We start from the raw sequence: 11,635 nt of genomic DNA on the forward strand, positions 1-11,635 counted from the left end.
CGCGTCCACCGCGACGCGGCTGCTCGTTCGGTGTGTGATCGTGGCTGTGCATGAACGGGTCCGCGAGGTCGTCCCGGCGAGCGTTCGACCGTTCGGAGCGGCGGACGGTCGCGGGGGCTGGGCGGAGCAATCCCGGCCGTCCGGGCACCCGCGGGGATGAGGAGTGTGGTCGTGCCTGAGCTCGCCGGCTTCGCCGCGTACCGACGACGAGTTGATCTCCGCGCAGGAAGCCCTGGCCGCCCAACGCCCGCGGCCGTGGCGACCCGTGGGGGAGGGCGCGGTGGCCGGCTGCTTCGCCGTGCCGGCACGCGGGCCGGCCGGGACCGGCACGACAGGCGATCCGTTGTGGGCCGGCGCGGCGGTGTACGAGGTGTGCACAGCGGTGTCGGCCGGGCCACGACCCTCGGCGCGGCGGGCGCACCGTACCGGCCGGGCCTGCTCGCCCTGCGGCCCGGACACGTGCTTGCGGATGTCGTCCGCGCGCTGCCGGCGACGCCGGACGTCCTGCTGGTGGACGCCACCGGAGATGATCGTCCCCGGGGTGTCGGGGCTCGCCACCCACCTGGGCGCCGTGCCGCACGTCCCCCCCATCGGGGTCACGCACCGCCCGCTGCTCGCCGCGGCGACTGGCCACCCGACCAGCGCGGCGCTCGCGGCCCGCTGCTCGGCGCCTCGCCCGTCATGCCAGAGCCGACGAGCTGCGCTGACCGTCCCGTGCGGCCGGGTGTGTTCGGTTCGAACTCTGGCACGAGAGTGTCGCGGCGACGGCTGGCCGGTCCGCCGCGCGCCGAAACGGAGTGGCGACCTCAGCCCGCGCGGGGTGGGCCAGGCGCGTGGGGTGTCGGCTCGTCGTGCGAGACCGGTGCCAGCACCTCGGCCACGTTACGAGAAGACCGGGCGAGGCGGCGCCGGTCCTCGTTGTCCAGCAACCCGAACAGCAACTGGTCCACGGCGGGCGCGAGTCCCTCCCGCAGCACGATCAGGGCCCCAGCCAGACGTGCGTCCTCCGACTCCATGTGGCGCGGGTTCCTCGCCCCAGAACCCGCCAATCACGAGGACATAAGGTGAGGTGATGGTGGAGGAACAGCACGGCGAGCTCCGACAGCGCGTGCTCGAGGCGGTTACGGACGGCGCGTTGGCCGAGTTTGGGCTCGACAAGCTCCTCGACGTCCTGCTCGGGCGGGTGCGTGAGCTGTTCGCCGTCGACACGGTGACGGTGCTGTTGCTGGACGCCACCGACGAGCGGTTGGTGGCCACCGCGGCGGTCGGCCTGGAGGAGGAGGTCTACCAGGGCGTGCGGGTGCCGGTCGGCGTCGGCTTCGCCGGACGGGTCGCCGCACGTCGGGAGCCGACGGTGATAGCCGACGTCAACCCGTCCACGGTGGTCAACCCGCTGCTGTGGGAGCACGGGCTCCGGGTGCTCCTCGGCGTGCCGATGATCGCCGGCGGCCAGCTGACCGGCGTGGTGCACGTCGGCAGCAGGTCGACTCGCCGCTTCACCGATGCCGAGGTCGAGTCACTGCAGCTGGTGGCGGACCGGCTGGCGCTGGCAGCGCACGCGTACCGATCCCGTTCGGAACGCGCGGCGGCGACCATGCTGCAGGACAGCCTGCTCCCCACCCGGCTGCCGACCGTCCCCGGCTGGGAGCTGGCCGCGCGGTACGTGCCGGGCGCGGACACCGGCGTCGGCGGCGACTGGTACGACGTGCTGCCCCTGCCGGACCGGCGGCTGGGGCTCGTCATCGGCGACGTCGTGGGCAAGGGGCTGGCCGCCGCGGTGGTGATGGGCCGGCTGCGCAGCGCCCTGCGTGCGTACGCGCTGGAGTTCCCCGATCCGGCCGACGTGCTCGGCAAGCTGGACCGCAAGGTGAGCCACTTCGAGCAGAACACGATGGCCACGGTGGGGTACGCCGTGGTCGACACGGTCTCCGCCAGCCTGCGGATGGCCTTGGCCGGTCATCTGCCGCCGGTCGTCGCTTTCCCCGGCCGGCCGGCGGCGTTGGCCGACGTCGCGCCGGGGCCGCCCGTCGGCCGGTCGCTGGCGGTCCATGGCCGGCGCAGCAGCACGATCGACCTGCCGCCGGGCACTCTGGTCGCGCTGTTCACCGACGGCCTCGTCGAGCGCCGCGGCGCCACCCTGGACGAGGGCCTGGCCCGGCTGCTGTCCACCGTGGAACCCGCACCGGCGGGGACGGTGTGCGCGCGAATCATGGCGACCATGGTCGGCGCGAAGGCCGCCACCGACGACATCGCCCTGCTCACCGCTCGCCACACCAGGTAGCCACACGAGTGGCGGGGGAGGCGCCGTGGTGGCCCGGTGGTGGCTAGTCGATCATGCGCCGGGGTCGCTACCGTTTGGGTATGGGTGGGCGGGTGTGGTCATGGCTACTCGAGCTCGCGCCGGCTCAGGACGCGGTGCGGCGGGAGGTGAAGGTCGCCGTCGACCTCGTGATGGACGCCACCGAGGAGGCGCAGGCCCGGCAGCGGGAACGTCATCGAGCGGCGCTGGGCCGGACCGAGCGGCGGCTCGCCGATCTCCGCGTCCGAGTCGAGGAGCTCACCACGGCCAACACCGAGCTGCGGCAGGACAACTCCTCGCTGCGTGCGACCGTGGGCGAGCTTGAGGAGGCGGCGCGGCGGGAGGTCGCGGAGCGGGAGGCGTTCGCGCAGCAGCTGGTGCGAGAGCAGGAGGCCGCCACGGCCCGGCAGTGGCACGGTGCGATCACGGACGTGTTCTGCTGCCAGTCCTGCTGGGCGTTCTGGTTCCTGAGCACCGCGCCCGACCGGGCGAGCAGCGTGGTGCGCGGGCCGTTCGGCCGGCACGACGTCGAGTGCACCGTGTGCGCCGATCCGCTCGTGGCCCTGCCGGCGGCGAAGAGCGTCGTCCTGCGCAAGCGCGCCGAGGAGCGGGTCAGCCGGCCGGTGCCGGATGAGCCCGCGGAGGCGTGTTCGGGCGTCGCGTTGGCGAGTGTGGAGCTGGGCGCCATCGCCGAGGGGCTGGCGAAGCTGCCCAAGGTGGCCAGCCGGACGATCGCCTGGGTCGCGACCGGCCTGACCGGGACGCCGGAGCTGCCGGCCAAGGCCCTCGGTGAGATCGCCGCCCGCACCACGATGCCCGTGCCGATCGACGGCATCGTGGCGGGTATCCGCGCGTTCATCGCGGTCAAGGCACCCGCGCAAAGCTGATCAGGCGGTGGTGTCGGGGTAGACGTCGACGTCATAGATGAGTCGGGCCGGCTCGCCGTTGGTGATGCCCACGAAGGTGGGTTCCGCGGCCGGGGTGCGGCCGCGTCGCCATACCTCCTCCCGGGCGGCGTCCCGCGATTCACGATGAACCCTGCCCGCCTTGTGCAGCTCCATGATCTGGCGTGCCGTCTGCTTGTCGGTGTCCAACTCGATGCGCATCAAGGGCATCGGTCACGAACCTGCCTCTCTGGTGGCCGGTACCGGGGCAGCGACAATGACAACACGTGACAACACGCGAGAACAGGTGCCGGCGCTGCGCCACGGGTCCCATACGATGAGCCGATGGCGGTGATCTTGGTGACCGGCATGTCCGGCGTTGGGAAATCCACGGCCTTGAACCGGTTGGCGAAGCTGGGATACCGGGTGGTGGACACCGACCACGGGGAATGGATCGAAGACGTCCCGCTTCCGGACGGCGCCGGCTTGGAGCCGCTGTGGCGCGAGGAACGGATCGATGCGCTGATCACCGAGCATGAGCGTTCGGGCGCCGCTGGTCGTCGCGGGCACGGTGCGCAACCAGGGCACGTTCTACCCCGGTTCGACGAGGTCGTCCCTGCTCAGCGCGCCCCTGGAAGTGATGCTCGAACGCATCGACGACCGCGACACGAATCCCTTTGGGAAGACGGCCGAAGAACGCGATCGGATCGTGGTGGACACGACCCAGGTCGAGCCGCTGCTCCGATCGTCGGCCACTGTCGAGATCGACACCCGGACGCCACTGACCGACATGGTCGCCCAACTGGCCACCCTCGCCGGCCCACCTGCCATCCCTCACTGACGCGGGTCGCCTCGCGTGCTCGTGGCATGCGTGGGTACGAAGTCGCAGGTCAGCGTATTGGCGCCACCCATGGCATCACATGACGCCACAGTGGCTTGTTATGGCGCCATGAATGTGCCATAGTGGTGCCATGGACTTGACGCCGCATGTGGACAACGTTCGCCGGGAACTGGCCGTCGCCGCCGAGGCGGGCGGCGAGGACGCCCGGGCGCTCGCCGAGCGCCTGACCGCGCCGCTGGCGTCGGCCATTCGCCTCGCGCTGCTGGACGCGCTGTCGGCCGCGGCCGACGAGATCACCAGGGACCTGGCGCCCGGCTCGGTGGAGGTCCGGCTGCGTGCGGGCGAGCCGACCTTCGCCGTCTCGCCGCCGGCCGTCGAACCACCGGCGGCCGCCGACTCCGGGGCCGATGTCGGCCATGGCGTAGCGGAACCCGAGGAGGACCCGGCGCCGGACGAGGACGGTGCCATGGCACGCATCAACTTCCGGCTGCCCGAACACCTCAAGGCTCGCATCGAGGAGGCGGCCGCCGCGCAGGGACGCTCGGTCAACGCCTGGCTCGTGCGTGCCACGTCCGCCGCGCTGCGGCCGGTGAGCCGGCCCACCCCGCCAACGTCGGCCGGCGGGGGCCGCTCCCCGCAGCACTACACCGGCTGGGTCGGCTGACCCACCCACGACCGGCACAGACCCAGCACAGACACCGAGCACAGACACCGAGCACAGACACCGAGCACACCACCTCCGAGGGGATAGCCATGCCTACTTTCGACACGCCCGAGCCCATCTCGGTGAGCGTCGAGCCCGTCGTCGGCAACGTCCGCGTCATCGCGAGCGACCGCGCCGACACGGTCGTCGACATCCGGCCGAGCGATGAGTCCAACGCCTCCGACGTGCGGGCCGCCGAGCAGACCCGCGTCGAGTTCTCCGGCGGCACGCTGTCGATCACGGCGCCGCGGATGTGGCCGTTGGACTTCTCCAAGAAGACCCGGTCGATCGAGGTGACCGTCGAGCTGCCCGCGGGCTCGCGGGTGCACGGCAGCACCGGCCTCGGCGACCTGCACGGCACCGGCCGGCTCGGCTCGTGCCGGTACAAGTCGGGCACGGGGCACATCCAGCTCGACCACACCGGCGAGCTGCACCTGCACACCGCGACCGGCAACGTCGTCGTCGATCGGGTCGACGGCAACACCGAGATCAGCACCAGCTCCGGTCGCGTGCACGTCGGTGAGCTCGGCGGCACCGGCGTCGTCAAGAACTCCAACGGCACGACCACGATCGGCTCGGCCACCGGTTCGGTGCGGGTGCGCGCGGCCAACGGTGACATCACCGTCGAGCGGGCGGCCGACGCGGTCGAGGCCAAGACGGCCAACGGTTCGGTCCGCGTGCTCGAGGCCGTGCGCGGCACTCTCGCGCTCGAGACCGCCATGGGCGACATCGAGATCGGCATCCGCGAAGGCAGTGCGGCCTGGCTCGACGTGAAGACGCGCTTCGGCCGCGTGCGCAACGACATGGATGCCGCCGAGGCGCCGAACGCGTCGACCGACACCGTCGAGGTGCGCGCGATGACCTCCTTCGGCGACATCCACGTCCACCGATCCTGACCACGAAAGGGAGATCCCCATGAGCGTCCCGGCCATCTCGGCGACCGGACTGCGCAAGTCCTACGGCGACAAGGTGGTGCTCGACGGCATCGACCTGGACGTCGCGCCCGGCACCGTCTTCGCGTTGCTCGGCCCCAACGGCGCGGGCAAGACCACCGCCGTCAACATCCTGTCCACTCTGGTCGGTGCGGATGGCGGCACCGCGACCGTCGCCGGGCACGACCTGGTCGGCGAGCCGGACGCGGTCCGCGCCGCCATCGGCCTCACCGGTCAGTTCTCCGCGGTCGACAACCTGCTCACCGGCGAGGAGAACCTGTTGCTCATGGCCGACCTGCACCACCTGCGGCGCCGCGAGGGGCGCAGGCGGGCCGCCGAGCTGCTCGACCGGTTCGACCTCGCCGAGGTCGCGAAGACGACCCCGGCCACCTACTCCGGTGGCATGCGGCGCAAGCTCGACCTGGCGATGACGCTGGTCGGCGACCCCGAGGTGATCTTTCTCGACGAGCCGACGACCGGGCTCGACCCGCGCAGCCGCCGCACCATGTGGGAGATCATCCGCGACCTGGTGGCGAACGGCGTGACGATCCTCCTCACCACCCAGTACCTGGAGGAGGCCGACCAGCTCGCCGACCGGATCGCCGTGCTCGACCACGGCAGGCTCGTCGCGGCGGGCACCTCCGACGAGCTGAAACGCCGCGTTCCCGGCGGACACCTGCAGCTGCGGTTTCCCGACACCGGCGCGCTGCACCGAGCGACCCAGGCACTCCGGGAGTCCACTCAGGACGAGGAAACGCTCACGCTGCGGGTGCCGACCGACGGCTCCGTAGTCGCACTGCGCGCAGTGCTGGACCGGCTCGACGCCGAAGCGGTCGCGGTCGACAGCCTCACCGTGCACACCCCCGACCTCGACGACGTGTTCCTCAGCCTCACCGGCCACCGGACCGAAGCCACCAAGGAGTTGGCGTCATGACCACCGCGTCCTACCCGATGACCTACGCGATGCGCGACTCGATGACCATGCTGCGCCGCAACCTGCGGCACATGCAGCGCTATCCCTCGCTGACCATCATGCTGATCGGCCAGCCGATCGTGCTCCTGCTGCTGTTCGTCTACATCTTCGGCGGTACCCTCGGCGACGGGCTGGGCGGCGTGGGCGGCCGCGCGGAGTACATCGGCTACGTCACGCCCGCCATCCTGCTGATCACGGTGGTCAGTGCCGTGATGGGCACGGCCATCTCCGTCGCCATGGACATGACCGAGGGCATCATCGCCCGGTTCCGCACCATGGCGATCAGCAGGGCGTCGGTGCTGACCGGGCACGTCATCGGCACGGTCATCCAGACCGTCTTCGGGCTCGCGGTCGTGATCGGGGTCGCGCTGCTCGTCGGGTTCTCACCGACCGCCGGGTTCGGTGAGTGGGTCGCGGTCGCGGGCGTGCTGTCACTGCTGACCGTCGCGCTCACCTGGATGTCGGTGGCGCTCGGCCTCGTGGCGAAGAGCGTGGAGACGGCGAGCAACACACCGATGATCTTCATGATGTTCCCCTTCCTCGGCAGCGGGTTCGTGCCGACCGACTCCCTGCCGGCGTGGCTGCGCTGGTTCGCCGAGTACCAGCCGTTCACCCCGATGATCGAGACGATCAGAGGGTTGCTGCTCGGCACCCCGATCGGTCACAGCGCGCTGCTCGCGGTCGGCTGGTGCGTGCTGCTCGCGGCGGTCGGCTACGCGTGGTCGAAGTCGCTGTACGCCAAGGAGCGCAACCGCTGAACGCGCCGACCGACGGGCACCCGGCGTCGTCCGCCGGGTGCCCGCTCGACCAAGCCCGAGCAAACCTTGCGATTGTCTGACGATCCTCGGCGGCCCTGAACGAGCGATTCGCGGCACCACGTAGCTGGGTGTGTTCGACGGTTGCCAAGGAGTTGGGGAAGGAATGCGACGCGGAACAGTTCGATGGATCGTGGCCGGGCTTCTGGTGGTGTTGGGATCGGCGTTCCCCGCGGCCGGCTTCGCGGTCGCCGGCCAGGCCGGTCAGACCGCTCAGCCAGGCAAGGTGGCGAGCTCGCAGTCTCTCGATGCCCTCGATCGCGAGTTTCTCACCGTGATCCGGTTCGCGAACCTGTGGGAGATCCCGATGGGTGAGCTCGCGTCCGAGCGGGGCACGACCAAGGAGGTGAAGACCGCCGGCTCGGTCATGCTCGCCGACCACACGAAGTTGAACACCACAGTCGAACAGCTCGCGGACAAGTTCGGCGTGCGGCTGCCGGGCAAGCCCAAGTCCACGCACCAGGGCTGGATGGTGGAGATCAGCAGCAAGAGCGGTGAGGACTTCGACCGGATCTTCGCCAACCGGCTGCGCGCCGCGCACGGCAGCGTGTTCAACCTGATCGCCGAGGTGCGGGCGGGGACCGGCAACTCGACCATCCGTGACTTCGCCACCCAGGCCAACAACGTCGTCATGAAGCACATGCAGCTGCTGGAGGCGACGGGATACGTGCGCGGTCACACGGGTCAGTTCGCCGAGGCGTCGGCCCGCGACGCCTCATATCCCGAGAACGCCCTGAGCGCCGGGGACGTTCTCGCCGGTGGGGTGGCCTTCCTCGTGGTGTCCGCCGGAACCGTGCTCGCCGTACGAGTCCTGAGCGCACGCGGCGCCGCCAAATGAGGAGGTCCGCGGCTGGCGAGAATGATCAGGTGATCAGCGTGCCGTGGCGACGCAGTCGGGGTTGAAGTGCTCGGCCAGGAGCCGGATCCGTCGCACCGCGTCGGGCAGCGGCGTGCCGCCGGGCATCACGTCGTGGACTCCCATCGCCAGCAGCGCGTCCCGGTCGGACTTCACGGCGACCGTGCCACCCACGACGAGTCCGACATTGCCCAGGAGCCCGGCCCGGTCCAGGTGCTCGATGACGTCGGCGGTCAGCGCCAGGTGGGCGCCCGACAGGATGCTCAACCCGACCACGTCCACGTCCTCCTGGACGGCGGTGCCGGCGATGAACTCCATCGAGACGTGCCGGCCGGTGTAGATGACCTCCATGCCGGCGTCGCGCAGGGCCATCGAGATGACCTTCGCTCCGCGGTCGTGACCGTCCATGCCCGCCTTCGCGACGAGGACCCGTGGCCGGCGCGCCATCAGACCCGACCGCCCTCGTGGAACTCGCCGAACGTCTCCCGCAGCACACCGACACACTCTCCGACGGTCGCGCCACGCGTGATGGCCTGCTCGATCGGCCAGACGACGTTCTCGTCCGAGCTCGCCGCCCGCCGCACGGCGGCCAAGGCGGTGGCGACCCCGTCGGAGTCCCTGCTCGCGCGGTGCCGCCGCAGTGCTTCGACCCGGCGGTCGACGACAGCGGAGTCGACATGGTGCAGTTGGGACTCGTCGGCGAACTGTTCCTCCGCGTCGACGGCGGGGTCCACGAACACGTTGACGCCGACCTGCGGTTGGTCGCCGTCGGCCACCGCTCGTTCGAAGTCGTAGGCACCCTGGGCCACCCGCGACTGCAACCAGCCGGACTCGATCGCGGTCGCGACACCACCCTTCTCGTCCAGCGTGTCGATGAACTCCCGGGCGTGTTCCTCGATCGCGTCGGTCATCGCCTCCACGTAGTACGACCCGGCCAGTGGGTCCACTGTGGACGTCAAGTGTGTCTCGTACGCCATGATCTGCTGGGTACGCAGCGCTATCCTGGCGGACTCGGGGCTCGGTATGTCGAAGGCCTCGTCATAGGACAGCACGTGGATCGCCTGGGCGCCGCCGAGCACCATGCCCAGGGTTCCGAGCGTCGCACGCACGATGTTGTTGAGTGGCTCTCTGCGGGTGAACATCTGGTTCGAGGTGCCGGCGTAGAACCGGAACTTGAGTGCACCGGGGTCGGTGATCCCCCATCGCTCCTGGAGGATGGTCGCCCATATCCGCCTGGCGGCACGAAGGTGTGCCGCCTCCACCAACGGGTCCTGCCGCGTGTTGAACAGGAAGCTGAAGCGGCCGGCCACGCGGACCGGATCGAGCCCGCGGTCGATGGCGCCCTGCAGGTAGGCGAGCCCGGCGGCGAGCATGATGGCCATCGCCTCGACCCCGTTGGCTCCCGTGTCGCGCGTGTGCGCTCCCGAGATGCTGATCGGGTAGATCGACGGTGCCTCCTTGGTGCAGTACTCGATGAGGTCCGTGGTGAGCCGCATCGACGCCGCCGGCGGGAAGATGTACGTCCCGCGGGAGAGGTACTCCTTGAGGATGTCGTTCTGAAGCGTCGCACGCAGCCGGGCGAGGTCCAGCCCTCGTCTGCGCGCCATGGCCACGTACATCGCGGCGATCACCACGGCGGGTGCGTTGATGGTGAAGCTCGGTGTCGCGGCGTCGAGCTCGATCCCGTCGAAGACGGCCTCGAAGTCGGCGAGCGTGTCGATGGCGACCCCGACGCGGCCCACCTCCGGACGCGCGACCGGGTCGTCCGAGTCGTATCCCAGCTGCGTCGGGAGGTCGAACGCGACGCTCAGGCCCCGCTGTCCGGCCGCCATGAGGGCGCGGAACCGCTCGTTGGTGGACTCCGGGTCGCCGAACCCGGCGTACTGACGCATCGTCCAGACCTTCCCGCGATACATGTTCGCGTGAATGCCTCGTGTGAACGGCGGGCTGCCCGGTCGACCGATCCGGGGGTCGACGTTGTCGGGCTCGTAGACCGGGTGGATGGTGATCCCCGATTCGGTCACGTGCTTGGGCTCCATCGACCTCTCCTTTCCCTGGGACGCGGTTGACATGTGCTCAGGCGACCACGGACTCCTCCTTGAGCCGCTGGATCTCGTCCTCGGGATAACCCGCTTCGGCGAGGACCGCGTCGGTGTGTTCGCCGAGGAGGGGAGGCGGACCCGCGGGCGTGGGCCGCGACGGGCGGGTCTTGATCGGGTTGCCGGCGAACTCCCAGTCGACTCCGTCGCGTGGCGTTCGGATCCGCATGTCGCGGGCGGCCACCTGGGGATCGCTCAGCGCCGCGTCCACTCCTTGGACCGGGGCGCAGGGCACGTCGTGCTCCTCCAGGATCGCGAGCCACTCGGAAACGGTCCGCCGGGCGAACTCCGGCGCGAGCAGCTTGTCGAGCTCGTCCCGGTGCGCGATCCGGTCGTCGTTGGTGACGAAACGAGGGTCGGGGAGGAGGTCGGTGAGCTCCATCGCCTCGCACAGCTTGATCCAGAAGCTTTGCCGGTAGGGCGCGATGACGAGATGGCCGTCCGACGCCCGGACGGCGCCGTAGGGGACGATGTTGGAGTTGCCGCTGGCCTGTGGCCCGGGCACCTCCCGCGTGTTGAGGACGATGCCCGCCCAGTAGGCGAGCAGTGAGATCTGGGTGTCGAACAACGAGCAGTCCAGCTCGACGGCCTCGCCGTTGCCACGCGCCAGCGTGGAGGTGATGGCCAGCGAGGCCATCATGCCGCCGCAGAGGTCCGCGATCGGTATCCCCGCGCGCACCGGATCGTCCCCGGGATGGCCGGTGAGGCTCATGCCGCCGCTCAGCGCCTGCAGCGCCAGGTCGTACGCGGGCGCGTCGCGGCGGGGGCCGTCCAGCCCGTAGCCGGTGAGCGACGCGTACACGATCGCGGGGTTGGCCGTGCGCGCGTCCTCGAACGACAGTCCGGCGGCGTCGAGCACGCCGGGTCGGAAGTTGTGACAGATGACGTCCGCACCCGCCGCGAGGCGCCGGAGAACGGTCTTTCCCTGCCTGTTCCGAAGGTCCACGGCGATGCTTCGCTTGTTCCTGTTGAGGCTGGCGAACAGCACGCTCAGGTCGTTGAGCTTGGGGGACAGCGCGCGTTGGGGATCGCCGGTGAGCGACTCCACCTTGATGACGTCGGCGCCGAGGTCGGCGAGCAGCATCGTGCCGTAGGGGCCGGAGACGTGCCGGGAGAAGTCGAGGACGCGAAGTCCGTCGAGCAGCGGCGGATGCTGTTGGTCAGGCATGAGCGCGGTCCGTCCGCAAATGTGTGAATTTGACGTCGACATCATAATATTGTCTCGGCACGGAG

General features: G+C 70.3%; 13 protein-coding genes and 1 pseudogene. 9 read left to right on the top strand and 5 right to left on the bottom strand.

Features of this window, described 5'->3' with window-relative positions; translation table 11 throughout:
• Positions 1-156: 156 nt before the first annotated feature.
• Positions 157-537, top strand: a pseudogene (locus ACRDTB_RS08875) (endonuclease V); the annotation flags it as partial.
• Between the two features lie 269 nt (positions 538-806).
• Here the strand turns inward: ACRDTB_RS08875 and ACRDTB_RS08880 are convergent.
• Positions 807-1,016, bottom strand: coding sequence for a hypothetical protein (locus ACRDTB_RS08880; protein ID WP_431429595.1), 210 nt, complete (start codon positions 1,014-1,016; stop codon positions 807-809).
• 56 nt (positions 1,017-1,072) lie between these two features.
• Here ACRDTB_RS08880 and ACRDTB_RS08885 point away from each other — a divergent pair, with 56 nt between their 5' ends.
• A complete protein-coding gene (locus ACRDTB_RS08885) occupies positions 1,073-2,281 on the top strand; it encodes a PP2C family protein-serine/threonine phosphatase (RefSeq protein ID WP_431429538.1) in 1,209 nt (402 codons plus the stop codon).
• An 80-nt stretch (positions 2,282-2,361) separates the two neighbouring features.
• Positions 2,362-3,186, top strand: a complete 825-nt coding sequence (locus ACRDTB_RS08890; RefSeq protein WP_431429539.1) for a hypothetical protein — start codon at positions 2,362-2,364, stop codon at positions 3,184-3,186.
• Here the strand turns inward: ACRDTB_RS08890 and ACRDTB_RS08895 are convergent, their stop codons facing one another.
• Positions 3,187-3,414, bottom strand: a complete 228-nt coding sequence (locus ACRDTB_RS08895; protein WP_431429540.1) for a hypothetical protein — start codon at positions 3,412-3,414, stop codon at positions 3,187-3,189.
• 304 nt (positions 3,415-3,718) lie between these two features.
• On the opposite strand from ACRDTB_RS08895, the gene ACRDTB_RS08900 reads away from it, so the two are divergent.
• The 6 genes from ACRDTB_RS08900 (at position 3,719) to ACRDTB_RS08925 (ending at position 8,285) form a co-directional block, all read left to right on the top strand.
• A complete protein-coding gene (locus tag ACRDTB_RS08900) occupies positions 3,719-4,024 on the top strand; it encodes a hypothetical protein (RefSeq protein WP_431429541.1) in 306 nt (101 codons plus the stop codon).
• 130 nt (positions 4,025-4,154) lie between these two features.
• Complete coding sequence (locus tag ACRDTB_RS08905; protein ID WP_431429542.1) at positions 4,155-4,688, top strand: toxin-antitoxin system HicB family antitoxin; 534 nt, start codon at positions 4,155-4,157, stop codon at positions 4,686-4,688.
• An 89-nt stretch (positions 4,689-4,777) separates the two neighbouring features.
• A complete protein-coding gene (locus tag ACRDTB_RS08910; RefSeq protein WP_431429543.1) occupies positions 4,778-5,623 on the top strand; it encodes a DUF4097 family beta strand repeat-containing protein in 846 nt (281 codons plus the stop codon).
• 19 nt (positions 5,624-5,642) lie between these two features.
• The gene (locus ACRDTB_RS08915) at positions 5,643-6,593 is read left to right on the top strand and encodes an ATP-binding cassette domain-containing protein (protein ID WP_431429544.1); all 951 of its coding nucleotides are present in this window, start codon (positions 5,643-5,645) and stop codon (positions 6,591-6,593) included.
• Positions 6,590-7,390: an ABC transporter permease gene (locus tag ACRDTB_RS08920; protein ID WP_431429545.1), complete on the top strand. Its 801-nt coding sequence runs from the start codon at positions 6,590-6,592 to the stop codon at positions 7,388-7,390. Before ACRDTB_RS08915 ends, ACRDTB_RS08920 begins: the two co-directional genes overlap by 4 nt.
• A gap of 190 nt (positions 7,391-7,580) precedes the next feature.
• The gene (locus ACRDTB_RS08925; RefSeq protein WP_431429546.1) at positions 7,581-8,285 is read left to right on the top strand and encodes a DUF4142 domain-containing protein; all 705 of its coding nucleotides are present in this window, start codon (positions 7,581-7,583) and stop codon (positions 8,283-8,285) included.
• A gap of 33 nt (positions 8,286-8,318) precedes the next feature.
• Here ACRDTB_RS08925 and ACRDTB_RS08930 read toward each other — a convergent pair whose 3' ends face one another.
• From ACRDTB_RS08930 to ACRDTB_RS08940, 3 genes are read right to left on the bottom strand one after another with little or no spacing between them, the layout of a single operon-like run.
• Positions 8,319-8,750, bottom strand: coding sequence for a cobalamin B12-binding domain-containing protein (locus tag ACRDTB_RS08930; RefSeq protein ID WP_431429547.1), 432 nt, complete (start codon positions 8,748-8,750; stop codon positions 8,319-8,321).
• On the bottom strand, positions 8,750-10,342 hold the full coding sequence (locus ACRDTB_RS08935) for an acyl-CoA mutase large subunit family protein (protein ID WP_431429548.1): 1,593 nt from the start codon (positions 10,340-10,342) through the stop codon (positions 8,750-8,752). Before ACRDTB_RS08935 ends, ACRDTB_RS08930 begins: the two co-directional genes overlap by 1 nt.
• 37 nt (positions 10,343-10,379) lie before the next feature.
• Positions 10,380-11,570, bottom strand: a complete 1,191-nt coding sequence (locus ACRDTB_RS08940; protein WP_431429549.1) for a CaiB/BaiF CoA transferase family protein — start codon at positions 11,568-11,570, stop codon at positions 10,380-10,382.
• Positions 11,571-11,635 lie beyond the last annotated feature (65 nt).

The organism is Actinophytocola sp. (assembly GCF_050699935.1).
GTDB lineage: Bacteria > Actinomycetota > Actinomycetes > Mycobacteriales > Pseudonocardiaceae > Actinophytocola.

Excerpts from the sequence above, each read along its gene's own strand:
- ACRDTB_RS08930 (WP_431429547.1), bottom strand. The coding sequence starts at position 8,750 with ATGGCGCGCCGGCCACGGGTCCTCGTCGCGAAGGCGGGCATGGACGGT.
- ACRDTB_RS08895 (WP_431429540.1), bottom strand. The coding sequence starts at position 3,414 with ATGCCCTTGATGCGCATCGAGTTGGACACCGACAAGCAGACGGCACGC.
- ACRDTB_RS08905 (WP_431429542.1), top strand. The coding sequence starts at position 4,155 with ATGGACTTGACGCCGCATGTGGACAACGTTCGCCGGGAACTGGCCGTC.
- ACRDTB_RS08885 (WP_431429538.1), top strand. The coding sequence starts at position 1,073 with ATGGTGGAGGAACAGCACGGCGAGCTCCGACAGCGCGTGCTCGAGGCG.
- ACRDTB_RS08915 (WP_431429544.1), top strand. The coding sequence starts at position 5,643 with ATGAGCGTCCCGGCCATCTCGGCGACCGGACTGCGCAAGTCCTACGGC.
- ACRDTB_RS08920 (WP_431429545.1), top strand. The coding sequence starts at position 6,590 with ATGACCACCGCGTCCTACCCGATGACCTACGCGATGCGCGACTCGATG.
- ACRDTB_RS08880 (WP_431429595.1), bottom strand. The coding sequence starts at position 1,016 with ATGGAGTCGGAGGACGCACGTCTGGCTGGGGCCCTGATCGTGCTGCGG.
- ACRDTB_RS08910 (WP_431429543.1), top strand. The coding sequence starts at position 4,778 with ATGCCTACTTTCGACACGCCCGAGCCCATCTCGGTGAGCGTCGAGCCC.
- ACRDTB_RS08890 (WP_431429539.1), top strand. The coding sequence starts at position 2,362 with ATGGGTGGGCGGGTGTGGTCATGGCTACTCGAGCTCGCGCCGGCTCAG.
- ACRDTB_RS08940 (WP_431429549.1), bottom strand. The coding sequence starts at position 11,570 with ATGCCTGACCAACAGCATCCGCCGCTGCTCGACGGACTTCGCGTCCTC.
- ACRDTB_RS08900 (WP_431429541.1), top strand. The coding sequence starts at position 3,719 with ATGAGCGTTCGGGCGCCGCTGGTCGTCGCGGGCACGGTGCGCAACCAG.
- ACRDTB_RS08935 (WP_431429548.1), bottom strand. The coding sequence starts at position 10,342 with ATGGAGCCCAAGCACGTGACCGAATCGGGGATCACCATCCACCCGGTC.